The following is a 23898-nucleotide window of genomic DNA, read 5'->3' as shown; positions in this document are numbered from 1 at the left end:
GACGAGTGTGACGCCGTGTTCCGTCGTGTGCCGTCGTGTTGCGCCGGTGCTTGCCGCGCCCGGACCGCCGCTCGTACGGTCCTCGCCATGACCGACACGGCAGACGTGACCACCCGCTCGACGCGGCGTGGCGAGCTGGTGTTCCGCGTCGTCCACCCGGACGACCCCGCCGCCGCTCCGCTCCTGGCCGACCTCGAGCGCGAGTACGACGCGCGCTACGGCGACCAGCTCGACGGGGGTGCGGCGGCGGAGCTCGCCCGCTACCCCGCCGAGGACTTCGTGGCCCCGCGCGGGGTGTTCCTCCTGCTCCACGAGGACGACCGACTGGTGGCCGGCGGTGCCTTCATGCCGCACGACGACGAGACCGTCGAGCTGAAGCGGATCTGGACCGCGCCCGGTGCCCGCGGGCGGGGCCTGGCCGGCCGCGTGGTCGCCGAGCTCGAGGAGGAAGCGCGTCGCCGGGGCTCCCGCCGGGTCGTCCTGACCACCGGCCCGCGCCAACCCGAGGCCGTGGCCCTGTACCGGCGCGCCGGCTACACCCCGCTGTACGACGTCAGCAGACCGGCCGAGGAGGTCGGCGTGCACGCGTTCGAGAAGACCCTCGCGCCCCGCCCCGCCGACGGTGACCGCGGCACGCGACCCGGCCACCCTGCCGGGGCGACCCGCGCTGCGGAGGGGGGCCGCGCCTCCCGTCCGGTCGCCCCGACCATCGACGCGGCCGCACGCGCCGCGCTCGACCGCCCCGTCCTGCCGCTGCGCCACCCCGTGCGGTGGATCGCCGCCGCGGTGGTGCTGGTGCTCCTGCTGAACGGCGTCGAGACGCTGTTCACGAACCCGGCCTGGGGCTGGCCCGCGGTCGGGAAGTGGCTGTTCAGCCCGGCGATCCTGACCGGGCTGCAGCTCACGCTCGTGGCGACCGGCCTGAGCGCGGTGATCAGCTTCGCCGGCGGGGTCCTGGTCGCGCTCGCGCGGCTGTCGCGGAACCCGGTGCTGTCCGGGCTGGCGTGGGGGTACGTGTGGTTGTTCCGGTCCGTGCCGCTCATCCTCGTGCTCGTCTTCCTGTACAACCTCGGGTCGCTGTACCCGACGATCGGCATCGGCGTCCCGTTCGGCCCGCAGGTCACGGTGCCCACCGCGGACGTCCTCGGCGACCTGGCGATCGGCGTCCTCGCACTGAGCCTGAGCGAGGTCGCCTACGCGTCCGAGATCGTGCGGGCGGGGGTGCTCGCGGTCGACCACGGCCAGCTCGAGGCGGCACGGGCGCTCGGGCTCCCCCCGCGACGGCAGTTCGTCCGGGTCGTCCTGCCGCAGGCGCTGCGGTCGATCGTGCCCGCGTTCGTCAACCAGGTGGTGGGGTTGCTCAAGGCCTCGTCGCTGCTGTTCTACGTCTCGCTGCTCGACCTGTTCGGCGTGGTCCAGAACCTGTCGAGCACCTACCCGACGGACATCATCCCGCTGCTCGTGGTCGCGACGCTCTGGTACCTCGCGCTGACCAGCGCGGTGTCGGTCGTGCAGTACCACGTCGAGCGCTGGACGAACCGCGGGTCCGCGCGCTCGCTCCCGCCGACGCCGTGGCAGCGGGTGCGCGGTGCGGTCCGGCGACGGACGGGAGGCGCGGGTCGCCTTCCGTCGTCGGCGCGCGGTGCCCGGGTGCTCACCGCCGACGCCCGGAGCGCCCGGTGAGCGCGGCGATCGGCGTCCACGGCGCGGTCAAGGCGTTCGGCGACCAGGTCGTGATCGACGGTGTCGACCTGTCGCTGCCCGCCGGGAGCGTCACCGTCGTCCTCGGGCCGTCCGGTTCGGGCAAGTCGACCCTGCTCCGCACGATCAACCACCTCGAACCGCTCGACCGGGGCGTCGTCACGGTCGGCGGCGAGACGATCGGGGTCCGGCTGCGCACCGGGCGGGACGGGCGCGTCCGGTACCAGGAGCTGCCCGAGCGGCACATCCGTCGGCAGCGCTCCCGGATCGGGTTCGTGTTCCAGCACTTCGAGCTGTTCCCGCACCTCACGGCGCTCGAGAACGTGGCCGAGGGGCCGGTCGCCGCCGGGGTCCCGGTCGCAGCGGCGCGCGCTCGCGCCCAGGAGCTGCTCGAGCGCGTCGGGCTCGGCGACCGCGGCGCGTCCCGGCCCCGGCAGTTGTCCGGCGGCCAGCAGCAGCGCGTCGCGATCGCCCGGGCGCTCGCGCTCGACCCGTCGGTCGTGCTCCTCGACGAGCCCACGTCGGCGCTCGACCCGGAGCTCGTCGGCGAGGTGCTCGGCGTCGTCCGGGACCTCGCCGCGTCGGGAACGACCCTCGTGGTCGTCACGCACGAGGTCGCGTTCGCCCGCGAGGTCGCCGACCACGTCGTCTTCCTCGACCACGGGCGCGTCGTCGAGCAGGGGCCGCCCGCCCGGGTCATCGACGCCCCACAGCACGCCCGGACCCGGGACTTCCTGTCCCGCGTCCGGTGAACCCGCACCCACCGAAGGAGTCCGTCTTGCCCACCACCGCCCTCTCCCCCACGTCCGACGCACCGCCCGCCGCACCGCCCACTCGCTGGCGCGCCCGCGCCGGCGCCCTCGTCCTCGCCGCCGGGGTCGTCGTGGCCCTCGCGGGCTGCTCGTCGGGCGCCGCCGCCACCGGCAGCGGTCAGGGGTCCTCGCGCGGTTCCGTGACCATCGGCGCCGCGTCGAACGGTGCGGCCACCGAGACGACGGTCCGGGTCGCCGAGGACACGACGCTGCACGACGAGCTACCGGCCGCCGTCAAGTCCTCGGGGAAGCTCGTGATCGGTGTCGGCGCGCTGCCCGCCGGGTTCCCGCCGCTCGCCTTCACGGGCGACGACCAGCGGACGCTGACCGGTTCGGAACCGGACCTCGGACGACTGGTCGCCGCGAAGCTCGGGCTCGAGGCCGACGTGCGGAACGCCACGTGGGACAACCTGTTCGTCGGCATCGACGGCGGGAAGATCGACGCCGGGTTCTCGAACGTCACCGTGACCGAACAGCGGAAGGAGAAGTACGACTTCGCGTCCTACCGCCAGGACAACCTCGCCCTCCAGGTGCTCGCGACCTCGAAGCTCGCGTTCGACGGCGACCCGTCCGTGCTCGCCGGCAGGACGATCGCGGTGAGCTCCGGGACGAACCAGGAGAAGATCCTGCTCGAGTGGAAGGCCGACCTCGAGCAGCAGGGGAAGACCATCGACGTCAAGTACTACCCGGACGGCAACGCGGTGCAGCTCGCGCTCGGCTCCGGCAAGATCGACGGCTACTTCGGCCCGAACCCGACGATCGCGTACGCGAACACGCAGAGCGCCGGCAGCGCACACCCGACGAAGACCGCGGGGACGTACTCGGGCGCCGGCTCGACGCTGCAGGGGCTCATCGCGGCGACGACGAAGAAGGACAGCGGGCTGGCGGAGCCGATCGCCGACGCGATCGACGCGCTCATCGCGGACGGGACCTACGCGAAGTGGCTGCGGGCGTACAACCTGTCGAACGAGGCCGTGCAGACCTCGCAGGTGAACCCGGAGGGGCTGCCGCTCGACAACGGCTGAGCGGGGCTCCGATCGTCGGACACCCCCGTGACCGTCGTGGTCACGGGGGTGTCCTCCGTGTGGCGGTGCGCGATGCGCGGTGCGCGGTGCGCGTCAGGCGGGCTCGCCGACCGCGGCCCGCCGCGCCCACTCGGCCGCGAGCAGCTCGTACGAGCGGGCCCGGGCGTCGTGGTCGTGCGTGATGGTCGTGACGAGCAGCTCGTCCGCCCCGGTGACGCGACGGAGCACCTCGAGCCGGTCGGCGACGTGGCCGGCGTCGCCCACGAACCGCGTCGCGAGACGGTCCCGCACGGCGGCAGCGGCGTCGTCCGGGAGCGGCGTCGCACGGGCCGCGTCGGGCGTCGGGTACGGGATCGCACCCGTGCCCGAGCGGATCGAGTGCACCCACGGGCCGTAGCCCTCGGCGAGCTCGTCGGCCTCCTCGGTGGTGCGACCGACGACCACGTCGGCGGACACGATCACGTGCGGCGCCGCGAGCACGCCGGGTCGGAACGCCGCCCGGTACGCCGCGACGGAGGCCAGGACGGTCCCGGGTGACGAGTGGTAGTTCGCGCCGTAGGGCAGGCCCAGGGACCCGGCGACCCGGGCGCTCTCGCCGCCGGTCGACCCGTGGATCCAGAGCTCGACGTCGGCACCGGTCGCCGGGGGTGCCTCGACGACCGCACCGTCGCGGGTCCAGGTGCCGGCGAACAGCTCCCGGACCAGCGCGAGGTCGCCGTCGAACCGCTCGACGTCGCCGGGCACCCGACCGAGCAGCTCGCCCTGCAGCGCGAACTTCGACCCCGGCGCGATCCGGAGGTCGAAGGGCGCCGGGACGAGCAGCCCGTCGACGACCTCGTCGGCCCGCGGTGCGAGCGACGGCGGCTTCGGCGTCCCGGGTGCCGGCGCTCCGGAGCGCCCGAGCCCGAGGTCGAACCGGGGACCGTACAGGCCGGTCAGGGTCCCGAAGGTCTCGGCGATCTGCAGCCCGCGGACGTTCCCGACGAGCGTCGCCGCACTGCCGACGCGGATCCGGGAGGTCACGGCCGCGACGGCCCCGATGACGACGTTCGGCGCGCTGCCGGCGACCCCGGGGTTGAGGTGGTGCTCGGCGAGCCAGTACCGCGCGTACCCGGCGCGTTCGGCGGCCCGGGCGAGGTCGAGGGTGTTGCGCAGGGCCGTCGCCGAGGACGACCCGGACGACACCGGGACGAGGTCGAGGACGGACAGCGGGACGGCGTTCACGCGGAGACCTCCTGGCGGTCGAGGACGTGGCCGGGCAGCCCGAGCGTCGACCGCAGCGTGGCACCGTCGTCGTACGCCTGCCGGTACACGCCGCGTTCCTGCAGCAGCGGGACGACGCGGTCGACGAACTCGTCGAGGCCGTACGGGTTCGTGTGCGGGACGACGACGAAGCCGTCGGACGCGCGCTCCTGCACGTACCGGTCGATCTCCGACGCGATGTGCGACGGCGTCCCGACGAAGCCGCCCCGCGTCGAGACCGCGATGACGAGGTCCCGGGTCGACAGGTGCTCGGCGTCGGCCCGGTCGCGCCACGCCTGCACGGTCGCCCGTGGGTCGCGGACGTGCCGGACCCGACCGCGCGTGATCGTCTCGGCGTCGACGTCGGGCTCGACGTCGGGCAGCGGCCCGTCGACGTCGTGGCCGGACAGGTCGCGGTTCCACACCTGCTCGAGGAAGGCGATCGCCGTGGCCGGGCTGACCTGGGCGCGGCGGATCGCGCGGGACCGCTCCTCGGCGTCCGCCGCGGTGTCGCCGAGGACGAACGTCGCCCCGGGCAGGACGAGCAGCTCGTCCTCCGAGCGGCCGACGCGCGCCAGCCGCTCCGTGAGGTCGGCGCGGAAGGCGCGGGCGTCGTCGAACTCGGTGTGCAGCGAGAAGACCACCTCGGCCTGTCGGGCGGCGAGGTCGCGGCCCTCGTCGGAGTCCCCCGCCTGCACGACGACCGGGTGCCGCTGCGGGCTCCGCGGCACCGGGAAGGTCCCGCGCACGTCGAACTGCGGCCCGTGGTGGTCGACGTCGCGGATGCGGGAGCGGTCGGCGAACACCCCGCCCGCGGCGTCGGCGACGACCGCGTCGGGCGCCCACGAGTCCCACAGCTCGCGCGCCAGGGTGACGAACTCGTCGGCCCGCGTGTACCGGTCGGCGTGGTCGAGGAACCCGCCGCGGCGGAAGTTCGCGCCGTGGAAGGCGTCGGAGCTCGTGACGACGTTCCAGCCGGCGCGCCCGTCGGTCAGGTGGTCGAGCGTGGCGAGCTGCTCCGCGAGCTCCACGGGCTCGTTGAACGTGGTCTGCAGCGTCCCGACCAGGCCGATGTGCGACGTCACGCCGGCGAGCGCCGCGAGGATCGCGAGCGTGTTCGGTCGACCGACCACGTCGAGGTCGTGGATGCGCCCCTTCTGCTCGCGGAGCCGGAGCCCCTCGGCGAGGAACAGGAAGTCGAAGCACCCCCGCTCGGCGTTCCGCGCGAAGTGCTCGAACGACGAGAACGCGATCTGGCTCTCCGCGCGGTCGTCGCTCCACACGGTGGTGTTGTTGACGCCCGGGAAGTGGGCGGCGAGGTGGACCTGACGCTTCGTGCTCATGCCGGGACCTCCTGGTCGGCGGTGGTGCGGGCGTACCGGCTGACCGCGGGCGCGACGCCGAGTCGGGTGCGCAGGTCGGCGGTGGGACGGGAGGCCACGTCGGCGCGCAACCCGGCGGCGACGAGCGCCGGCACGAGTCGGCGGGCGACGGCGGTGCTGTCCTCGGGGATGCGGAGCGGCCGGAGCCGGACGCCGGCGTACCCGAGGGACGCGAGGTCCCCGACCAGGGACACCAGCTCGGGCACGGTGGTGGCGAGCACCGGAGCGTCGGACGCCTCTGCGTACGACGAGCCCGCGGCCGCGTCGAGCGCGGCGAGGGCGTCGGCGGCCTCGGACGCGGACGCCCCGACGAGGACCGCGAGGTCCGCGAGGACCGGACGGCGGACGTCGGACCCGGCCGCCTGCTCGGCGTCACGGACGAGCGCCAGCGCACCCCGCGCCTCCAGGCCGGCTCCGTGCGACGGACCGGGCCCACCCGTCGGACCGGCGCTCCCCGACGGACCGGCCCCACCCGGCGTGACGAGCACGACGTCCGCCGCGTCGGCCGCGAACGCCGCCGCGTCGGCGCGGTGCGCGAGCGCGAACACCGGCGGCCGTCCCTGCGGCGAGCGCGGCACGATCGACGCACCGTGCACCGAGACGTGCTCGCCCACGAACGCGGCCCCGTGGATGCGGTCGCGGTCGATGAAACGACCGGTGGCGACGTCGCGGATGATCGCGTCGTCGTCCCAGCTGTCCCAGAGCCGCGAGACGACCTCGGCGACCTCCCGTGCCTCGGCGAACAGCGTGGCCGCGTCGTCGCCGCCGGGGCGGCGGCCGAAGAGCGCGGCCTCGCGGGCCGTCGGGCTCACCTGGATCCGCCACCCGGCTCGCCCCGCGGAGACGTGGTCCAGGGTCTGGAGGCCCGTGGCGACGTGGAACGGTTCGGTGTGCGTCACCGAGACGGTCGGCACCAGACCGACGGCGCGGGTCGCGGGGGCGACCGCACTGGCGACGAGCAGCGCGTCGAGTCGCCCGACGACCGTGCGGGTCTCGAGGTCCCCGTCCGGGTCGAGGGGTCCGGCGGTGAAGGAGTCCTCGAGGGTGACGGCGTCGGTGCCCGCGCGGTCCTGCTCGACGACGACGTCGCGCCAGTGGCGCAGGCTCGTCAGACGGCGCGCGGCGGGTCCGGCGACGCGCCAGGCGGCCGGGTGCCAGCCGGCGCCCTGCAGTGCGGTCACCAGGACGGGGCGCGTGCTCACGGGTTCGTCCCCTGGTGCGGCTGGCTCGCGCCGTGGTCGTGCGGCTCGGGCTGGCCCTGCGTCTGCGGCTGCGAGGCGTGCTCGGGCGGGGTGGCGTCGGCGCCGAACTTGAAGCCGAGTCGCCCGTGGGCGAAGCCACCGCCGGCGCGGATGGCGGTCGCGACCCAGGCGGCCTCGGCGAGCTCGGCCTCCGTCGCGCCGGCGGCCACCGCGCGCTGGCTGTGCGCGTCGATGCAGTACACGCACTGCGTGGTGATCCCCACCGCGAGCGCGATGAGCTCCCGGTACCGCAGTGGGATCGCGCGCCCCTCGGGCTGGAACACCGCGGCGTCGAACTGCACGAAGGCCTGCAGGATGTCCGGGGTCTGCTGCTTGTAGACCCGGGTGAAGGTCTTGTCCCGCTCGCGGTCGAGGTAGTCGGTCATGCGGTGACGCTACGACGCGCCCCGGCCCGCGTCGGCGGGTGTTGCGGCACGTGACCGTGCGTTGCGTCGTGTGACGTGCGGCGCTGTCCCGGGGTCAGGCGAGCGCGTGCCGCACGTAGGCGACGAGGGCGTTCGCGTGGCCGTGCCCGAGGCCGTGCTCCTCCTTGAGCCAGGTCACGACCTCCATGTGCCGGTGGGTGTCGAGCCGGTCGGCCACGAGGTCGAGCCACTCCTGGACCGGACGGCCGGAGGTCTTCTCGATGCTCGGGAAGTACGACGCCGGCCCCTTCGGCTTCGTGCCGTCCGCCGGCGGCTGCGGTGCGGTCACGCGGTGCGCTGTCATGGCGTCACGGTAGCGAGCACACCGGTGCGGGGCCAGGGGCGCGGTCCGGGGTCGGCGCTCGGACGAGCGCCGCTACCGGGTGGTTCCGTGCGCTGGGGCTCGTCTCACCACTCGATCCGGGCGAACAGCGCCCGGAGCTTCGCTGCCCGGTCCGGGTGCACCTGACCGACCCAGCCGATCCGGCCGAGCAGGTGCGCCCGGAAGTCCGCGTGCCCCGCGCGGTCCTGCGACGCCGGACCGTGCACGACGCAGTTGTGCAGCACGGCCTTGAGACGGTCGACCTCGCGGCGGCCGGGTGCGGTGCGCTCGTTCACGACCACACCGGTGACCGACTGCCGCACCCCGGCGGGCCGGACCCGGGTCTTCCGGGGGTTCAGCGTGTGGCCCTGGTCGGCGACGATCCGCTCGACACCGCGGAGGAACGCGTCGGCGCGGGCAGCGAGGCGGTCGTCGCCGCTGAAGGTCAGGTCGTCGGCGTACCGCGTGTACGTCGCCCCCGCTGCGGTCGCCCACCCGGCCAGTCGGGCGTCGAGGTGTCGGAGGGCCAGGTTGGCGAGCGCCGGCGACGTCGGGGCTCCCTGGGGCAGGTGCGCCTCGACGAGGGCGTCCCGGAGCGCCCGACGCTCGTCGATGCTCCCACCCGGCGGCATCGCCGTGAGGACGTGGACCGGGACCCGGTGCGTGCAGAGCCCGGTGAGGACGTGCGCCAGCGGCTCGGCGTACCCCGCGGCGCGGAACACGCCGTACACGGTCGGCGCTCGGACCGTGGCGAAGAACGACGTGAGGTCGGCGGTCAGGACGACCCGGCGTCCGACGTGCCCGGCGGCACCGGTGACGACGCTGCGCCCGGGCACGAAGCCGTGCGCTGCGTCGTGGACCGGCAGCGCCGCGAGCAGGTCGTCGAGGACGGTCCGCTGGGTGCGCCGGAGCATCGCCATCGGCTTCTCGAGGAGCCTCGGGGTCCGCCCGGGCCGCGCGACCCACTCGTGCCGGACGTGGTGGAGCGGACTCGACGCACCCGGACGGCGGTTCCACCCGCGGGTGTCGGCGAGCCAGAGCAACCGCCCCACCGTCAGGTCGAGCGCTCGGGCGAGCTCGGGCAGCGTGTCGACGAGCAGCGGGCTGTCCGTCACCGGGCGCGCCCGCACGGCGGTGGCCTGCCGGGCCAGGACCCGGACGGGCCGTCGTGGTCCGCGGCTGTCGTGGAGGCGGACGAGGCGCGGGGCGGTCGCGAGCACCGCGGCGAGCTGCCGGGGCGCGTCGACGGGCGGCCGTGGGTACGCGTCGAGCGCCGTCCCGACCGCGACACCGACGTACGTCCGCTCCACCCCGAGCACGTCGTACCCGGCGGCGGTCAGCGCGTCGCGGCTCCAGTCGTCGGCGGCGAGGAAGGCGTCGGCGAGCGCCTGCGCCACGACCGGGAGCGGTGCGTGCGTGGGGTTCCCGGGGGACCTGTCGGTGCCTCCGTGAGGGCTGGTGCGCGGAGCGCGCCGCGCCTCTCGGGGCGTGTGGTCCTGCTGGTCCTGCGTGCCCCGGGGTGACCCCGGAGAGGTCGACGCGTCACGCGCGCCGTCCGCCTCCCCCGGGAACTCCACGAGCACACCATACGACCGACCCCTGCCGTGGTGGCGGGACGGGTCTGCCAGGCTGTGCCGGTGCCGTCGTTCTTCCTGACCCACGCCGAGGTCGTCGTCGACCCCGCGGTCCCGATCGAGTCCTGGGGACTGTCGGACTCCGGCCGCGCCCGGGCGTCCGGCGCGCACCGCGTCGCGTGGGCACCCGGGGTGCGCCGGATCGTCTCGAGCACCGAGCGCAAGGCCGTCGAGACCGCGGCCGTCCTCGGCGCGGCGGTCGGTGTGGTGCCGGAGCAGGACGCGCGGCTCGGCGAGATCGACCGGAGCGCGACCGGCTACCTGCCTCCCGAGGCGTTCGAACCGGTGGTCGACGCGTTCTTCGCGCGGCCCGAGGAGTCGGTGCGAGGGTGGGAGCGGGCGGTCGACGCGCAGCGCCGGATCGTCGGGGCGGTCCGCGACCTCACCGCCGCCGCCGGTCGGGGCACGGACGTCACCGTGGTGGCCCACGGCGCTGTCGGGGCGCTGCTCCTCGCCGACCTGCGGGGCGAGCCCGTCTCGCGGCGCCTGGACCAGCCGGGCATGGGCAGCGTGTTCACGTTCGACCCGCGCACCTGGCGGGCGCTGAGCGGCTGGACCCGCCTCGACCCCTGACCCGAGCCGGAGGTGCCGGCCTCGGGGAGGATGGCGTCATGGTCAGCGCTGTGCAGCTCATCCGGTCCTCGTCCCTCAGCTCGGTCGCCGAGTACGCCTACGCCGCGACCGCACCGGCCGATGCGCGGCTCGTCTTCCTGGCGGGGGCCTGCCCACTCGACGCGGACGGCCGCACGGTCGCCGTCGGCGACCACGCCGGGCAGGCCGCCGCCTGCGTCGCGAACCTGCGCCAGGCGCTCGCGGACGCCGGCGCCGCCCTCGAGGACGTCGTCTCGACCCGGGTGCTCGTGGCCTCGACGCGGCAGGCCGACCTCGTCGCCGCGTGGCAGGTCGTCCGCGACGCCTTCGGGGAGCACGACGTGCCGAGCACGCTGCTCGGCGTCACCGTCCTCGGCTACGACGACCAACTGGTCGAGATCGAGGCGGTGGCCGCGGTGCTCGACGGCCCGCGCGTCGAGCGCGCGGCCTGACGGGACGCCCGGTCGCGACGGCCGGGCACGGGCCGACCCGGTCCGGTGGGCCGCGTCCGTGACGCGACCGGGTGACGGACGGGAGGCGCGGCACCGACCGGTGCCGCGCCTCCCGTCCGTCCGGTAGTGCGTCAGCGACGCGAGCGGCCGAGCACGACCGTGCCCACCACCGCGGCGATGCCCGCCCACAGGAGCGGGCGGGTGACGCGGCGGCGCTTCGCGACCCAGCCACCGTCGGTCGCGTTCGCGTGGTCGGCGGGCGCGTAGAGGTTGCCGTCGGTGGGCGCCTGGCGACCGCGGAGCGCGAACACCTCGACAGCGGGACGGGTGATCCGGTGGAAGATCCCGGGGACGATGAACTCGGCGGGGACGAGCGCCGCCTGCAGGCGTCCGACGTAGCGGTTGCGCTTCGGGTGCAGCGCCTGGCGGACGACGGCCTTCGCGGCGCGCTCGACCGACACGGTCGGCGGCAGCGGGTGCGACGCCTTCTCGGTGTAGTTGGCGCCGTTCTGGTAGATCGGGGTGTCGATCGTCGACGGCAGCACCGCGCCGAAGCGGATCCGGGTGCCCTGGTGCTCGTCGGCGAGCACGTCCATCAGGCCGAGGGCTGCGTGCTTGCTCGTCACGTACGCCGACTGGTACGGCGCGGACAGCAGCGACTGGATTGAGCCGACGAGCACGTAGGTGCCCTCGCCGCGCTGCTTCCAGTGCGGCAGGAGCGCCTTCACGGCGTGCACGTGCCCGTGCAGGTTCGTGTCGACGACCCGCTTGAAGGCCTCGACGGGGGTCTGCTCGAACAGGCCGTACACGAACAGGGCGGCGTTGCCGACGAAGACGTCGATGCGGCCGAAGCGCGTGGTCGTCGTGGCGACGAGGTCACGGACCTGGTGTTCGTCGGCGACGTCGGTCGGGATCGCCACCGCCTCGGCACCGAGGTCGCGGCACTCCTGCGCCGCCGCCTCGAGGCTCTCCCTGCCGCGAGCGGCGAGGACGAGGGTCGCGCCCTGCCGCGCGAACTCGTGCGCGGCGGCCCTCCCGATGCCGCTCGATGCTCCGGTGACGACGACGATCTTCCCGCGGAACCGATGTGCCATGTCCCCATCGGTACCCGGTGCGGCCTGCGGTGCCGTCCAGCGGGTCGTCCACCGGACACCCGACGTCGACGGGCGACGGGCGACGGCCGCGGCGAGCGCACGAGCCGGGCGGGGTCGTCACGACCGCGCTCCGGCATCGTGCGCGGTCGTCGGGTGTCGCGACGACCGGGCACCGTCAGCGTGCGCGCTTCGGCCACACCGTGGAGCTGACGGCCCACAGGAGTTCGACGCCGAGCACGACCGCGAGGACCGGGAGCCACGCGACGAGGGCTGCCGTGCGCTCCCCGGTACCGAACGCGAGCACGAACGCTCCGATGACGCCGGCCGCGACGACGACGCCGAGGCCGGTCCGGAGCACGTCGGCCCAGCACGCACGGGTGTACGCCCACCCGGTCCTGCGCTCCGGGAGCGGACGCCCCGTCCGCCGGTGGGCGAAGCGCGCGTCGGCCCAGGCGACCATGCGGCGCCCGTGCGCGAGGGAGACGCCGACGTACAGCGCGGCGAGACCGTGCATCCAGTCGGCCGTCCCTCCGCGGGCGAGGTCGAGTGCGGTCACCGCGAGCAGGACGACGTCGAGGACGGGCCCGAGGGCGAGCAGGACCGCTCCGGTCCGGCGGAGTCCGACGACGTACCGGAGGACCAGGCCGCCGAGCACCGCCACCCAGAAACCCGCTTCGCAGGCGACGATGACGGCGATCAGCACGGGAACCCCTGGGTACCGGAGGACCGATTGAGTACGACTGTGTTCACAACGGCGATGCTAGTACGACTGTGTACGATCGGCACGTGCCCCGCCTGATCGACCACGACGAACGCGACCGGCAGATCGGCGACGCAGCCTGGCGGGTCCTCACGCGCGACGGGCTCGTGGCGTTCTCGGTCCGGAACGTCGCCGAGGAGGCGGGCATCGCGACCGCCTCGCTGCGCCGCGCCTACCCGACCCAGGACGCCCTGCGCGTGGCCTGCCTCCGGCGCGTGGCCGCACGGGTCCAGGAGCGCATGGACGCGGTGTTCGCAGACCCCTCCCTGCCCGCGCCCGAGGTCGACCCGGTCCCCCTCGTCTCCCGGTGCCTCGAGCAGCTGCTGCCGCTCGACGACGAGCGCCGTACCGAGACCGAGGTGTTCCTCACCCTCGGGTCCGTCGCCCTGACCGATCCCGGGGTGCGTGCGGCGTGGGACGAGGCCGACCGCGCGGTGCGGTCCGCGTGCGCGTCGCTCCTCGCACTGCTGAACCCGTCCGGGACCGGGAGCGGAGCACCGGCCCCGACCGAGCGCCGGGTCGCGCGGCTCCACGCCCTCCTCGACGGGCTCGCCCTGCACCTGGCGCACCGTCCCCGGCAGGACGACGTCGGGTGGGCACGCGAGCTCCTGGCCGAGGAACTCGCTCGCCTGCGGGCCGAGGGCGGCCCGACCCGCTGAACCCGTCAGGGCTCCTGGCCGCCGCACGGCACGGGGTGGGACGATGGCCCCATGCCGAAGGACGAGCTGACCGTCGCCGAAGCGACGGCGATCGCGGAACACGCCCGGTCCGGGGCGCTCCCGCTCGACGACCCCGAGGTGCGCAAGGTCGTCGAGCAGGCGAACCGCACGCTCGTGCGGGCGCAGATGTGGGGCGACGACGACCGCAGTCCGCGCCTGCGTCGGCGCCGTCGGTTCATCGTCGGCGGGGCGCTCGTGATGGTGCTCGTTTGGGTCGTCGGCCTCCTCGGGCCCCTGCTGCTCCGCCTCGGCGTCTGACCCGGCGACGCCCCTGGGCGATGCCGCGACGCCCCGCGTGCGGACCCGCCACGTCCTTCGTGTGAACGCGCGACGCCCCGCGCACGACCGGGCGACGCCCGTCGTCCAACGTCGCCGATACCAGTCCAACCTGCGCGACACCCCTGAACGCGGACTTGCCGAGTGATGCTCGACCCGATTGACTCGGGCGCGTGACGAGCACCACCGGCAGCCACGCCTCCCCCACGTGGACGGCGTCCGTCCGGGACGACACGGGGCCGATCGTCCTGAGCGCCCTGCGCGCGTCGTGGCACCCGCTCGCGAAGCAGACCGTGGTCGCGGTCCTCATCGTCGCCGCCGCGGTGACGAGCACGGTCGTGCAGGGACTCGACGTCACCGACGCGCGTGCCATGTGGTCCGGCGTCGGCCTCGCGCTCGTCGGGCTGGTCGCCGCGGGGGCGATGGCACGGTGGCCCGCGGTCACCCGTCTCGAACTGCTCGTCCCCGCACTCGACTTCCTGGCGATCGGACTCCTCCGCTACGGCACGGGCGACGCTCGGTCGGTGTTCCTGGCGATCGTCGTGCTCCCGGTGATCTGGATGGCGACGAACCCGGGCCGGCAGCACGTGGTGTACCCCCTGGTCGGGACGGCCGCGACGCTCATGCTGTCCTACGCGATCGCGCCGCGGACCCCGCAGCCGAGCGAACTCGTCCGACTCGTGCTCGCCCTGCTCGTCTACGCCGCCGCGGCAGCGGTCACGAACGAGCTCGCACGCCTGTCCGGGCTGCAGCTCGACACCGCGCAGCGCCGCCGCCGGATCGCCGAGGGCGAGATCGGTCGCGCGGCGCTCGTGCAGCAGTCCCTGCTCCCGACGACCGCCGCCGGGCTGCCCGACGAGTTCCGCGCCGTCGGGGTCTGCATCCCGGCCCGGACCGTCGGCGGCGACTTCTACGACTGGTTCCCCACCGCCGACGGTGCAGCGTTCACCCTCGGCGACGTGATGGGCAAGGGCGTCGGCGCGGGCATGATCGCCGCCGCGGTGCGCTCCCTCATCCGCAGCACCGTCGACGAGTCCGACCCGGCCGTCGCGGTCCGTCGCGCTGCCACGGGGCTGGCGACCGGCGTCTCCGACCTGACGAGCGGGCAGTTCACCACCTGCTTCCACTTCCGCGTCGCCCGGGACGGCCGGGCGCGGTGGGTCGACGCCGGACACGGGCTCGCCGTGCTCCGCCGGGCCGACGGCACCGTCCACCCCCTGCGCGCGGCGCACCTGCCGATCGGCGTCGGCACCGAGTGGACCGCCGACCAGACCGACCTGGAGCCCGGCGACGTCGTCGTGGCGGTGAGCGACGGCGTGCTCGACCTGTTCGGCGGCGACCTCGACGCGGTCGAGCGCTTCGAGGCCTGGGTCGCGGAACGGCAGCACCCGCAGCAGATCGTCGACGGCATCGCCGAGCTCGCCCACGCCGGTGACCACCCGGACGACGTGACCGTCCTGTGCGTCGGCTACCGCCCCTGACACCGCCCGACGCAGGCCGACACAGCCCGACACCGCCCGACGCAGCGTGACGCGAGACGTCGCTCGGCCTCCGCGCGGGGCCGGAAAGCGCAGCCGGACCGGACCCGCGACACGCCGGACGGTGCAGCCCCGGCACCACGCATCCCCGGCCGGCCGCGAGGCGCAGCGGCACGCCGACCTCCCTCGTCCGGGTGCCCCCCGAACACGGACTGGCGCACCGGGCTCGGAGGGGACAAGATCCTCCAGCCCCCCACCCACACCCGCCGGAGCACCCGTCCGGTCCAGCACAGGGACCACCCCATGCCCCAGCACCACGACGCGCTCGACCGCCGTCGCTTCCTGACCCTCGGCCTCGCCGGCGGTGCCACCGCGGCCGTGGCCGGCTCCGCGTTCCTCGCGACCGACAGCGCGTCCGCCGCGACCCGTCGGACCACGAGCACGACGCCGACGGCCGGCACCACCACCGCGCTCCTCGCCGCCGACGAGTTCAACGGCCCCGCCGGGACCGCCCCGAACCCCGGCATCTGGCGCTTCGACACCGGCGCCGGCGGCTGGGGCAACGCGGAGCTCGAGACCTACACGGACTCCCGCCGGAACGCCGCCCTCGACGGCAACGGCAACCTCGTCATCACGGCGATCCGGGAGGCCGACGGGTCGTACACCTCCGCCCGGCTGAAGACCGAGAGCACCTTCACCGCCCAGTACGGCCGGGTCGAGGCCCGCATCCGCATCCCGCGCGGGCAGGGCATCTGGCCGGCGTTCTGGATGCTCGGCGCCGACATCGGCCAGGTCGGCTGGCCGGCCTGCGGTGAGATCGACGTGATGGAGAACGTCGGGTACGAGCCGACGGTCGTCCACGCGACCGTGCACGGCCCCGGCTACTCCGGCGCCTCCGGCCTGTCGGCCGCGTACACGAACCCGACCGGCGCGGCCTTCGCCGACGACTTCCACGTCTTCGGTGTCGACTGGCGCCCGGGTTCGATCACGTGGCTGGTGGACGGGGTCGCGCAGCGGACGGTCACCCGTGCCGACGTCGGCGCGAACCCGTGGGTGTTCGACAAGCCGTTCTTCGTGCTCCTCAACGTCGCCGTCGGCGGCACGTGGCCGGGGTCGCCCGACGCGACGACCCGGTTCCCGCAGCAGATGCTCGTCGACTGGGTACGCGTCTCGCAGCTCGCCTAGCAGGACGGTCCGGCCCGGCACGGGACGGACGGGAGGCCCGTGGCGACGCCGCCACGGGCCTCCCGTCCGTCTCGCGGTCACGTGGACCACACGACCGGACCCGCCCACAGGACGGCCGACGGCGGCTGACCGCCGCCGCAGCGGCGGGATCCGCGCGGCCGGCGATCCGGAGCGACCCGGACGGCCGCCTCAGCGGCGGGATCCGGACGGCCGCCTCAGCGGCGCGACCGCGCCAGCAGCCAGAGGTACGTCGCGTGCCCGACCAGGGCCAGGCCGAAGAACACCGCGGCGACGGCGTACACGCGGTCGAGCTTGCCCTGGCCGATCACGAGCATCACGACGCAGAAGACGACGGCCGCGGCGAGCACGCCGACCTGGATCGTCGACCAGACGCGACGGAAACGGGGCATGCCGGAGTCGTCCACGGGTCCATCCTGCCCGATCGCGGCCCGGGCACGGTGCCGGGCCGGGCCCGGTCGGTCGGTCGTGCTCACTTCTCGGGGTCGTGGCCCCAGTTCATGAGCGAGTAGCGCCACTTCGAGTCGTGCGCGTCGCCCTTCGGCTCCTGCTTGCTGTGCCGGGCCACGTACCCGACGACCTTGCGCATGTGCGCGTAGTCGTCGTCGGTGTAGTCGCCCTGCTGCTTCTCGAGGATCCGGACGATGTGGCGCCCGCTCTCGTGCCCAGTGGACTCGCCGCCGCTCGACGGCTTCTGCCCGACCTCCTTCGACTCGTCGGAGTCCAGCCACCGCTGCAGCTCCGACGCGGTCATGTTGACGGCGTCGGCGAAGTCGTCGCGGGTCTGCTGCTCGTCGTGCTGGTCGTCGCTCATGGCGGTCACGCTGCCCGTGCAGCCTGGGCGGCCGCGCAGGAGCCCGTGTCCCCCGGAACGGTGCGCACAACGGACGCCACTGCAGGTGCTTCCAGGGGTGGACGGGTTGTGTGTCCCCCGGAACACCCACCGTCGAAGGAGCCACACGAGCATGACCGAGCAGGACGGGCACGCGCCCGACGACCAGGCAGCACCCGTCGACCAGTTCGTGTTCGGCGACCCGCGGACCCGCTACCCGAACGTCTCCCCCGAGCCGCAGACCCAGGACGAGCCGGGCCTGCAGTCGCAGATGACCCCGGTCCCCGACCTGGGCGAGGGCTCCTACCGCGGCACCGGACGGCTGCAGGGGCGACGTGCGGTCATCACCGGGGCTGACTCGGGCATCGGCGCGGCCGTCGCGATCGCCTTCGCCCGCGAGGGTGCCGACGTCGTCCTCGCCTACCTGCCCGAGGAGCAGTCCGACGCCGACCACGTGGTCGAGCAGGTCGAGGCCGCCGGTCGCCGCGCCGTGACGGTGCCGGGTGACCTGCGCGACAAGGCGTACGCGGGCGAGTTGATCGAGCGCGCCGTGGCGGACCTCGGCGGGATCGACACGGTCGTGAGCGTCGCCGGCAAGCAGCGCTGGCAGCCCGACCTGCTCGACATCACCGACGACCAGTTCGAGGCGACGTTCGACGTCAACGTGTTCGGGCTGTTCCGGCTCGTGAAGGCCGCGCTCCCCCACCTCGAGCCCGGGTCGACCATCACGACGACCGCGTCGATGGAGGCGTACCAGCCGGCACCCGACCGGCTCGACTACGCCGCGTCGAAGGGCGCGATCAACAACTTCTCGAAGGGGCTGTCGCAGCTCCTCGTGGAGCGCGGGATCCGGGTGAACGTCGTCGCTCCGGGGCCCACCTGGACCGTCCTGCAGCCGAGCGGCGGTGTCGACCCCGAGTCGCTCCCCGAGTTCGGCAGCAGCGAGTCGCCGATGGGCCGCGCCGCGCAGCCCGCCGAGCTCGCGCCGGCCTACGTGTTCCTCGCCTCGCAGGAGTCGAGCTTCGTCGTCGGCGAGACCCTGAACGTCAACGGCGGCATGGTCACGCCGTGATCGGGAATGCCGGAGCCGCCCCCGGCGTCGAACCATCCACAGACCTGCGAAGGAGCACATCATGAGCCTGGACCTCCACGAGGGGCACGGCGCCGACACCGAGCGACGCTGGAACCCCACCACCACGACGCTGCGCGTGCTGCACGACGAGCACGAGGCGACCTTCGGTCGCTGGCTCGGCCAGATCAACGGTCAGCACTGATCAACGGTCAGCACTGATCAACGGTCAGCACTGATCGACGGACGGCACTGATCGCGGATCGGCGCTGACCGTCGGTCAGCTCCGGTCGGTGGTCAGCACCGATCGACGGACGGGAGGCGCGGTGCCGGCTGGCACCGCGCCTCCCGTCCGTCCGTGGTCCCGCGGACCGCGACCCGGCCCGCTCAGGCCGGGACGCCGCTGACGTTCACGAGCCAGGTGACCCCGAAGCGGTCGGTGAGCATGCCGAACGTGTCGCCCCACGGCGCCTTCGTCAGCGGCTCGATGACCGTCGCGCCGTCGGCGAGGCCCTCCCAGTAGCCGGTGAGCCGTGCCTCGTCGTCGCCGCTGAGGGACACCGAGATGTTGCTCTCGGTCGGCGTCGGCATGCTCGCCGGGGCGTCCGAGGCCATCAGCGTCAGGTCCTCGGCGACGATCTGGCCGTGCATGACCTTGTCGGCGTCGGCCGGGTCCTGGACCATGCCGCCCTCGGCGAAGGTCATCGTCTTGAGCTCCCCGCCGAAGACGCGGTGGTAGAAGTCGAGGGCCTCGCGGGCCTGGTCGCGGAAGCCGATGTACGGGTTGAGCGTGACGGACACGGCGGGGTCCCTTCGGGTCTGACGGACGTCGTCGTCCGGTGGGGACCATGCTGGCAGGTCGTCGCCGCCGGCGGAAGTCCGGCGGGTGCGCGGCGGGTGCCCGACGGACGCCCGGCGGGTGCCCGGCGGGGCCCTGTGGACGCCCGGCGGGTGCTCGCTCGTGACCGGATCCACAGCGCCGAGCGGCCGGTCTCACGTGCTCCTCCCAGTCACGGAGCGAAGCGCGCCCTGGCCCCGCAGAAGGACTGGGCCGTCAATCGCCGGACCGTCCCCGTCGTCGAGGCCCTGCGTGGCGTGCAGGCGGACTTCGCCCGCACCTCCGGCGGCCGGCAGGTCTCGCTCGCCGACCTCGTCGTGCTCGCCGGGTGCGTCGGCGTCGAGCAGGCGGCACGGGCCGCCGGCACCGAGACCACCGTGCCGTTCACACCGGGTCGGGTCGACACCACGCAGGACCGCACCGACGTCGAGATGTTCGAGTGGCTCCGCCCGGTCGCCGACGGCTTCCGGAACTTCGTCTCCCCGCGGTACGACGACTTCGCGGCGGGCGTCGCGCCCGAGGCGGTCTTCCTCGACCGGGCGAACCTGCTCACGCTGACGGCACCCGAGTGGACCGTCCTGACCGGCGGACTGCGCGTGCTCGGCGCGAACTGGGACGGCTCGGACACGGGCGTGCTCACCGACCGGGTGGGCGTGCTCACGACGGACTTCTTCGTCGACCTGACCGACACGGCGCTGGTGTGGACGAAGGACGACGACGCGGCCACGCCCTTCACCGGCCGGGACCAGGCGTCCGGCGAGGCACGGTGGACGGCCTCGCGCGCCGACCTGGTGTTCGGGTCGAACGCGCAGCTGCGGGCCGTCGCCGACGTCGACGCCGGCAGCGACGGCCAGGAGCGGTTCGTCCGCGCCTTCGTCGCGGTCTGGCACAAGGTGATGATGCTCGACCGCTTCGACGTCCGCGCGGGCACCGCCGCTCCGGTCCGATGGCGGCCTGAGCGGGCGATCGTCGGTCTGACCGTGGTCGACTGACGGACGGGAGGCGCGGTGCCGGTCCGGTGCCACGCCTCCCGTCCGCGACCGCTCGCGGTCGGCTCACCGGTCCAGGTCCTCGTCCGCGCCCGCGGCCGCGGACGCGGAGGCGGAGGCGGCCGCGGCTCAGTCGTCGTAGCGGTAGAACCCCCGACCGGTCTTCACGCCGAGGTGCCCGGCGTCGACGTACTCGTGCAGCAGCCGACGCGGCCCCTCCGGCAGGTGCGGGTCCTCGGCGGCGTAGTGGTCCTCGATGTCGAGCACGACGTCGAGACCGACCTGGTCCATCATCCGGAACGGCCCGGCCGGGGCACCCGAGTTGATCCGGAACATGGCGTCGACGTCCTCGGGTGTCGAGACGCCGTCGGCCACGACCGCCAGCGACTCGCGCTTGATGGCCGCCCAGATCCGGTTGAAGATGAACCCGGTCGACTCCCGGCGCGCGACGAACGGGAAGACGCCGTAGCGGGGCAGGTGCTCCTGCAGGAACGTCATGATCCCCGGGTTGGTCTCACCGTCGCTCATCAGGTCGACGGCGTTCTGCTGGGGCGGCATGGAGAAGTGCACGTTGAGGACCCGCTCGCGGTGCTCGACCTCGTCGACCACGAGCCGCGACGGGTACGACGACGAGTTCGTGGCGAGGATCGTGTCGGCGGCGACGAGCCGGTCGAGCTGTCCGAACAGCGGCGTCTTCAGGTCGAGGCGCTCGGGGATCGCCTCGACGACGAGCCAGGCGCCCTCGACGGCCGAGGCGAGGTCGCCGTCACCGCGGACCGAACCGGCGACCGCGCCGTCCCGCGCCGCGACGACCTCGGGCAGCGTGGCCTCGACGTAGGCGACCGCGTCGTCCCGGACCTGCTCGGAGCGGTCGTGGACGCGGACCTCGGCACCCCCGCTCGCGAACATGAGCGCGATGCGGCGGCCGAGCGTGCCGCCTCCGATCACGGCGACGGGGCGGGACCGGTGGTCTGCGGGCAGCTGGTACGCCATCTGGGCTTCCTCTCGGGTGCGGGGTCCCTCGTGGGGACGGATGGGGCCCGGGACTTGTCACTCCGGACCTCTCGATACAGACTGTACTCGATACGATCTGTACTGCAATCGGAAGGACGACCCATGGATCCCCTCGACGCGCTGCGCCGCGGCACCACCCCGCTCACCGCCCCCGTGTACCCGCTGCGCGCCACGCGCTTCCGGGACCGCGAGTACCTCAACGTCGTCTACCGCACCGACCCCGAGGCGCTCCGCGCGGTCGTGCCCGAACCACTGGTCGTCGAGGAGCCCCTCGTCCGGTTCGAGGTCATGAAGATGGGCGAGGTCGACGGCTACGGCCCCTACGTCGAGTCCGGGCAGGCGATCCAGGTCACCCACGACGGCGAGCACGGCGAGTACCTGCACGCCATGTACCTCGACAACTTCGCCGCCACGGTCTCCGGCCGCGAGCTCAGCGCGTACCCGAAGGTGCTCGGCACCCCGCGGCTGCGCGTCGACGAGGGCGCCCTGGTCGGGACGCTCGACCGCGGCGCCGAGCGTGTGGCGACCGCGACGATGGCGTACGAGTGGGAACCGCTCGACCTCGACGAGGCGCGGGCGCAGATCGCGGTGCCGACGTTCATGGTGAAGTTCGTGCCCGACGTCTTCACCCAGGGCCTGCGGGCCGCACACCTCGTGCGCACCGAGATCACCGACGTCACGGTCAAGGAGGCCTGGACCGGACCGGCGCGACTGCAGCTCTTCGAGCACGTCATGGCACCGATGGCCGACCTGCCCGTCCTCGAGGTCGTGAGCGCGTCGCACGTCCTGACCGACCTGACCCTGGCCCCGGTCCGGCCCGTCCACGACTACCTCGCCGCGGTGCCGCCGACGGCTCAGTAGCGTGGACGCATGAGCACTCCCCCTCCGGCAGCCGCGCGACCGGTCCGACGGCGCAGCAGCACCCGGGCGCAGCTCGTCGCGGCCGCCGAGGCGGTGTTCGACGAGACCGGCACCACGGCGGTGAGCGTCGAGGCGGTCGTCAGCCGCGCGGGGTTCACCCGCGGCGCGTTCTACTCGAACTTCAGCAGTGTCGACGAGCTCTTCTTCGCCGTGTACGAGCAGCAGGCGGCCCTGGTGTTCGAGCTGCTCAGCGGCGTGCTCGAGCGCGCCGAGACCGCCGACGACCCGACCATCGACGACGTCGTCCGCGGCGTCGTGTCGGGGCTCCCGCCGGAGGAGAAGTGGTACGCGATCCGCTCGGTGCTGATCACCCGCGCGCGGCACGACGAGGCGCTGAACCGGCTGCTGCGCGAGCACACCGACCACTTCCACGACACCCTGCAGCCGCTGCTCGTCGGCAGCCTCGCGCGGATCGGGCGACGACCGACCGTCGACCCGGCACTGTTCACCCGCGCCGTCGTCGCCGCGCACGTCGGCGCGGTCAGCCAGAGCGTCCTGCACGACGACACCGAGCGCGTCCGCATCGCGGCGGTGGAGGGCTGCATCCTCGGCCTCACGGAACCGGTCCCGCAGCGCTGACGGCGCCGCCTGCGCGCCGCCGCGATGACGGCTTCGGTCGGTGACCGGAGGACGGACGGGAGGCGCGGTGCGGGCCCGCACCGCGCCTCCCGTCCGTCCCGGCGTCCGTCCCGCTCACGGGTGTCGGCCCCGACGACCGGTCACCCGTCACCGGTCCGGCCCCGGCGTCGCCGGGTCAGCGTCCGGAGGACGCCAGTCCGACCATCGCGGCGCTCCGCTCCCAGAGTCCTGCGGCGAGGGCAGGGTCGGCTGCCTGCGGGTTGGTCCGCGCCACGACGCCCTTCTCGTAGTACTCGCCGGAGGTCCAGTCGACGCCGGGCTCCCCCTCGGCGAACTGCGAGATCGGCGCCGCGCCGGCCTCGGGGCCGATGAAGCCGAACACGCGGGCGAGCGGGGTGCGGTACACGAAGCGCATGAGGCTCGTCGTGTCGGCGGCGAAGTTGGTGCGGACCACCCCGGGGTGGAACGCGGCGGCGGACAGCCCGTCGGCGTGGAAGCGCCGGTGCAGTTCCTTGGTGAACAGGACGTTCGCCAGCTTCGCGTCGCCGTAGGCCTTGTTCGACGAGTACCGCCGCTCGTTGCCGAGGTCGTCGAGGTCGATCCGGCCGAACAGCCGTGCCGCGATGCTCGACGTGTTGACCACGGTCGCGTGGCTGTCGAGGAGGGTGTCGAGCAGCAGGTTCGTCAGCAGGAACGGGGCGAGGTGGTTGACCTGGAGCGTCTTCTCGAACCCGTCCGCGGTGCGGGCCCGGTCACCGAAGATCCCGCCGGCGTTGTTCACCAGCACGTCGATGCGGGCGTGCTCGGACCGGAGCGCCGCGGCGAGGGTGCGGACCTGCTCCAGCTCGGCGAAGTCGGCCAGGTGGAACGGCACGTGCAGTTCCTCCGCGAGAGCGCGCGTCTTGTCGGCTGAACGGCCGACGACCACGACGTCGTGCCCGTCCGCGACGAGCTGACGTGCGCCGGCGGCACCGATGCCGTCACTGGCCCCGGTGATGACGATGGTCTTGCGGGACATGGGTCTCCTCGTGCGTGACGACGTGCGGTGGCGGTCGGCTCCGGTCGGCGTCGACCACCCGGAGCCGCGCGCTCGACGGACAGGTCAACCCTGCCACGCGTCCCGGCTGCGGGCCGTCCTGGCGGCGCGGACGACCGGTGGCTGGTCGGGTTCTCAGGGCTCGCGATGCAGGATTCGCCATACGATCGTCTCGCGAGGCGGTGCGGCCTGCACTGCTCGTTCGGATCCGTTCCTGTCCGATCCGACCGTCCGCCCATCCGACCGTCCGTCCGTCCGTCCGT

General features: G+C 74.1%; 27 protein-coding genes. 14 read left to right on the top strand and 13 right to left on the bottom strand.

The features are described from left to right. The first annotated feature begins 87 nt into the window (after nucleotides 1-87). From QOL15_RS07375 to QOL15_RS07365, 3 genes are read left to right on the top strand one after another with little or no spacing between them, the layout of a single operon-like run. Nucleotides 88-1683, top strand: a complete 1596-nt coding sequence (locus tag QOL15_RS07375; protein WP_083393949.1) for a GNAT family N-acetyltransferase — start codon at nucleotides 88-90, stop codon at nucleotides 1681-1683. Further along, nucleotides 1680-2453 (top strand): amino acid ABC transporter ATP-binding protein, encoded by a 774-nt coding sequence (locus tag QOL15_RS07370; RefSeq protein WP_065959396.1) that lies wholly within the window; start codon nucleotides 1680-1682, stop codon nucleotides 2451-2453. Before QOL15_RS07375 ends, QOL15_RS07370 begins: the two co-directional genes overlap by 4 nt. A 26-nt stretch (nucleotides 2454-2479) precedes the next feature. Continuing rightward, nucleotides 2480-3538, top strand: a complete 1059-nt coding sequence (locus QOL15_RS07365; RefSeq protein WP_065959586.1) for a transporter substrate-binding domain-containing protein — start codon at nucleotides 2480-2482, stop codon at nucleotides 3536-3538. A 93-nt stretch (nucleotides 3539-3631) separates the two neighbouring features. Here the strand turns inward: QOL15_RS07365 and QOL15_RS07360 are convergent, their stop codons facing one another. The 6 genes from QOL15_RS07360 to QOL15_RS07335 all read right to left on the bottom strand — a co-directional run bounded on the left by QOL15_RS07360 (nucleotide 3632) and on the right by QOL15_RS07335 (nucleotide 9547). After that, the gene (locus QOL15_RS07360) at nucleotides 3632-4762 is read right to left on the bottom strand and encodes an LLM class flavin-dependent oxidoreductase (RefSeq protein WP_071246814.1); all 1131 of its coding nucleotides are present in this window, start codon (nucleotides 4760-4762) and stop codon (nucleotides 3632-3634) included. Continuing rightward, nucleotides 4759-6123, bottom strand: a complete 1365-nt coding sequence (locus QOL15_RS07355) for an NtaA/DmoA family FMN-dependent monooxygenase (protein ID WP_065959400.1) — start codon at nucleotides 6121-6123, stop codon at nucleotides 4759-4761. Before QOL15_RS07355 ends, QOL15_RS07360 begins: the two co-directional genes overlap by 4 nt. Then, nucleotides 6120-7364, bottom strand: a complete 1245-nt coding sequence (locus QOL15_RS07350; protein WP_065959402.1) for an LLM class flavin-dependent oxidoreductase — start codon at nucleotides 7362-7364, stop codon at nucleotides 6120-6122. Before QOL15_RS07350 ends, QOL15_RS07355 begins: the two co-directional genes overlap by 4 nt. Next, nucleotides 7361-7789, bottom strand: a complete 429-nt coding sequence (locus tag QOL15_RS07345) for a carboxymuconolactone decarboxylase family protein (RefSeq protein WP_083229964.1) — start codon at nucleotides 7787-7789, stop codon at nucleotides 7361-7363. Before QOL15_RS07345 ends, QOL15_RS07350 begins: the two co-directional genes overlap by 4 nt. A gap of 94 nt (nucleotides 7790-7883) precedes the next feature. Continuing rightward, nucleotides 7884-8132: a DUF4287 domain-containing protein gene (locus tag QOL15_RS07340; RefSeq protein WP_071246812.1), complete on the bottom strand. Its 249-nt coding sequence runs from the start codon at nucleotides 8130-8132 to the stop codon at nucleotides 7884-7886. Nucleotides 8133-8236: 104 nt separating this feature from the next. After that, nucleotides 8237-9547, bottom strand: a complete 1311-nt coding sequence (locus tag QOL15_RS07335; protein ID WP_071246809.1) for a reverse transcriptase family protein — start codon at nucleotides 9545-9547, stop codon at nucleotides 8237-8239. 240 nt (nucleotides 9548-9787) lie between these two features. On the opposite strand from QOL15_RS07335, the gene QOL15_RS07330 reads away from it, so the two are divergent. Both QOL15_RS07330 and QOL15_RS07325 read left to right on the top strand, forming a co-directional pair. After that, a complete protein-coding gene (locus QOL15_RS07330; RefSeq protein WP_083229978.1) occupies nucleotides 9788-10357 on the top strand; it encodes a histidine phosphatase family protein in 570 nt (189 codons plus the stop codon). Nucleotides 10358-10395: 38 nt separating this feature from the next. Further along, entirely contained in the window at nucleotides 10396-10827 is a 432-nt protein-coding gene (locus tag QOL15_RS07325; protein ID WP_065959411.1) for a RidA family protein, read from the top strand. Nucleotides 10828-10958: 131 nt separating this feature from the next. Here QOL15_RS07325 and QOL15_RS07320 read toward each other — a convergent pair whose 3' ends face one another. Then, a complete protein-coding gene (locus QOL15_RS07320) occupies nucleotides 10959-11921 on the bottom strand; it encodes an SDR family NAD(P)-dependent oxidoreductase (protein WP_071246807.1) in 963 nt (320 codons plus the stop codon). A gap of 175 nt (nucleotides 11922-12096) precedes the next feature. Continuing rightward, a complete protein-coding gene (locus tag QOL15_RS07315) occupies nucleotides 12097-12624 on the bottom strand; it encodes a hypothetical protein (protein WP_071246805.1) in 528 nt (175 codons plus the stop codon). 83 nt (nucleotides 12625-12707) lie between these two features. On the opposite strand from QOL15_RS07315, the gene QOL15_RS07310 reads away from it, so the two are divergent. The 4 genes from QOL15_RS07310 (at nucleotide 12708) to QOL15_RS07295 (ending at nucleotide 16339) form a co-directional block, all read left to right on the top strand. Next, entirely contained in the window at nucleotides 12708-13340 is a 633-nt protein-coding gene (locus tag QOL15_RS07310) for a TetR/AcrR family transcriptional regulator (protein WP_071246941.1), read from the top strand. Nucleotides 13341-13391: 51 nt separating this feature from the next. Beyond that, entirely contained in the window at nucleotides 13392-13658 is a 267-nt protein-coding gene (locus QOL15_RS07305; RefSeq protein ID WP_065959418.1) for a hypothetical protein, read from the top strand. Between the two features lie 191 nt (nucleotides 13659-13849). Beyond that, nucleotides 13850-15157: a PP2C family protein-serine/threonine phosphatase gene (locus tag QOL15_RS07300; protein WP_065959420.1), complete on the top strand. Its 1308-nt coding sequence runs from the start codon at nucleotides 13850-13852 to the stop codon at nucleotides 15155-15157. Between the two features lie 300 nt (nucleotides 15158-15457). Continuing rightward, nucleotides 15458-16339: a family 16 glycosylhydrolase gene (locus QOL15_RS07295; RefSeq protein ID WP_083393948.1), complete on the top strand. Its 882-nt coding sequence runs from the start codon at nucleotides 15458-15460 to the stop codon at nucleotides 16337-16339. A gap of 215 nt (nucleotides 16340-16554) precedes the next feature. Here QOL15_RS07295 and QOL15_RS07290 read toward each other — a convergent pair whose 3' ends face one another. After that, a complete protein-coding gene (locus QOL15_RS07290; protein WP_071285666.1) occupies nucleotides 16555-16764 on the bottom strand; it encodes a hypothetical protein in 210 nt (69 codons plus the stop codon). Between the two features lie 65 nt (nucleotides 16765-16829). Then, on the bottom strand, nucleotides 16830-17171 hold the full coding sequence (locus tag QOL15_RS07285; protein ID WP_065959424.1) for a DUF3140 domain-containing protein: 342 nt from the start codon (nucleotides 17169-17171) through the stop codon (nucleotides 16830-16832). A 151-nt stretch (nucleotides 17172-17322) separates the two neighbouring features. Here QOL15_RS07285 and QOL15_RS07280 point away from each other — a divergent pair, with 151 nt between their 5' ends. Together QOL15_RS07280 and QOL15_RS07275 are read left to right on the top strand one after the other, a co-directional pair. Beyond that, complete coding sequence (locus QOL15_RS07280; RefSeq protein ID WP_071246801.1) at nucleotides 17323-18261, top strand: SDR family oxidoreductase; 939 nt, start codon at nucleotides 17323-17325, stop codon at nucleotides 18259-18261. A 61-nt stretch (nucleotides 18262-18322) separates the two neighbouring features. Next, complete coding sequence (locus tag QOL15_RS07275; protein WP_175473156.1) at nucleotides 18323-18463, top strand: hypothetical protein; 141 nt, start codon at nucleotides 18323-18325, stop codon at nucleotides 18461-18463. Nucleotides 18464-18645: 182 nt separating this feature from the next. On the opposite strand, the gene QOL15_RS07270 is transcribed toward QOL15_RS07275, so the two are convergent. Beyond that, nucleotides 18646-19059: a VOC family protein gene (locus QOL15_RS07270; RefSeq protein ID WP_065959429.1), complete on the bottom strand. Its 414-nt coding sequence runs from the start codon at nucleotides 19057-19059 to the stop codon at nucleotides 18646-18648. A gap of 150 nt (nucleotides 19060-19209) precedes the next feature. On the opposite strand from QOL15_RS07270, the gene QOL15_RS07265 reads away from it, so the two are divergent. Beyond that, on the top strand, nucleotides 19210-20088 hold the full coding sequence (locus QOL15_RS07265; RefSeq protein WP_217640990.1) for a peroxidase family protein: 879 nt from the start codon (nucleotides 19210-19212) through the stop codon (nucleotides 20086-20088). A 126-nt stretch (nucleotides 20089-20214) separates the two neighbouring features. Here QOL15_RS07265 and QOL15_RS07260 read toward each other — a convergent pair whose 3' ends face one another. Beyond that, nucleotides 20215-21078 carry a 3-hydroxyacyl-CoA dehydrogenase family protein gene (locus QOL15_RS07260; protein WP_065959432.1) on the bottom strand — a complete coding sequence of 288 codons (864 nt, stop codon included), beginning with the start codon at nucleotides 21076-21078 and terminating at the stop codon, nucleotides 20215-20217. 123 nt (nucleotides 21079-21201) lie between these two features. Here QOL15_RS07260 and QOL15_RS07255 point away from each other — a divergent pair, with 123 nt between their 5' ends. Together QOL15_RS07255 and QOL15_RS07250 are read left to right on the top strand one after the other, a co-directional pair. Then, the gene (locus tag QOL15_RS07255; RefSeq protein WP_065959434.1) at nucleotides 21202-21960 is read left to right on the top strand and encodes an acetoacetate decarboxylase; all 759 of its coding nucleotides are present in this window, start codon (nucleotides 21202-21204) and stop codon (nucleotides 21958-21960) included. A gap of 9 nt (nucleotides 21961-21969) precedes the next feature. Beyond that, a complete protein-coding gene (locus tag QOL15_RS07250) occupies nucleotides 21970-22599 on the top strand; it encodes a TetR/AcrR family transcriptional regulator (RefSeq protein ID WP_065959436.1) in 630 nt (209 codons plus the stop codon). 175 nt (nucleotides 22600-22774) lie between these two features. On the opposite strand, the gene QOL15_RS07245 is transcribed toward QOL15_RS07250, so the two are convergent. Continuing rightward, on the bottom strand, nucleotides 22775-23617 hold the full coding sequence (locus QOL15_RS07245; RefSeq protein WP_071246797.1) for an SDR family NAD(P)-dependent oxidoreductase: 843 nt from the start codon (nucleotides 23615-23617) through the stop codon (nucleotides 22775-22777). Between the last annotated feature and the right edge of the window lie 281 nt (nucleotides 23618-23898).

The sequence above is a fragment of the Curtobacterium sp. MCBA15_012 genome, from assembly GCF_001864935.2.
Taxonomy (GTDB): Bacteria; Actinomycetota; Actinomycetes; order Actinomycetales; family Microbacteriaceae; genus Curtobacterium.
The sequence above is the reverse complement of the archived record's forward strand: the minus strand, read 5'-3'. Positions and strand labels throughout refer to the sequence as shown.

Excerpts from the sequence above, each read along its gene's own strand:
- QOL15_RS07345 (WP_083229964.1), bottom strand. The coding sequence starts at position 7,789 with ATGACCGACTACCTCGACCGCGAGCGGGACAAGACCTTCACCCGGGTC.
- QOL15_RS07245 (WP_071246797.1), bottom strand. The coding sequence starts at position 23,617 with ATGTCCCGCAAGACCATCGTCATCACCGGGGCCAGTGACGGCATCGGT.
- QOL15_RS07375 (WP_083393949.1), top strand. The coding sequence starts at position 88 with ATGACCGACACGGCAGACGTGACCACCCGCTCGACGCGGCGTGGCGAG.
- QOL15_RS07255 (WP_065959434.1), top strand. The coding sequence starts at position 21,202 with ATGGATCCCCTCGACGCGCTGCGCCGCGGCACCACCCCGCTCACCGCC.
- QOL15_RS07275 (WP_175473156.1), top strand. The coding sequence starts at position 18,323 with ATGAGCCTGGACCTCCACGAGGGGCACGGCGCCGACACCGAGCGACGC.
- QOL15_RS07295 (WP_083393948.1), top strand. The coding sequence starts at position 15,458 with ATGCCCCAGCACCACGACGCGCTCGACCGCCGTCGCTTCCTGACCCTC.
- QOL15_RS07280 (WP_071246801.1), top strand. The coding sequence starts at position 17,323 with ATGACCGAGCAGGACGGGCACGCGCCCGACGACCAGGCAGCACCCGTC.
- QOL15_RS07285 (WP_065959424.1), bottom strand. The coding sequence starts at position 17,171 with ATGAGCGACGACCAGCACGACGAGCAGCAGACCCGCGACGACTTCGCC.
- QOL15_RS07260 (WP_065959432.1), bottom strand. The coding sequence starts at position 21,078 with ATGGCGTACCAGCTGCCCGCAGACCACCGGTCCCGCCCCGTCGCCGTG.
- QOL15_RS07340 (WP_071246812.1), bottom strand. The coding sequence starts at position 8,132 with ATGACAGCGCACCGCGTGACCGCACCGCAGCCGCCGGCGGACGGCACG.
- QOL15_RS07305 (WP_065959418.1), top strand. The coding sequence starts at position 13,392 with ATGCCGAAGGACGAGCTGACCGTCGCCGAAGCGACGGCGATCGCGGAA.
- QOL15_RS07355 (WP_065959400.1), bottom strand. The coding sequence starts at position 6,123 with ATGAGCACGAAGCGTCAGGTCCACCTCGCCGCCCACTTCCCGGGCGTC.
- QOL15_RS07250 (WP_065959436.1), top strand. The coding sequence starts at position 21,970 with ATGAGCACTCCCCCTCCGGCAGCCGCGCGACCGGTCCGACGGCGCAGC.
- QOL15_RS07325 (WP_065959411.1), top strand. The coding sequence starts at position 10,396 with ATGGTCAGCGCTGTGCAGCTCATCCGGTCCTCGTCCCTCAGCTCGGTC.
- QOL15_RS07320 (WP_071246807.1), bottom strand. The coding sequence starts at position 11,921 with ATGGCACATCGGTTCCGCGGGAAGATCGTCGTCGTCACCGGAGCATCG.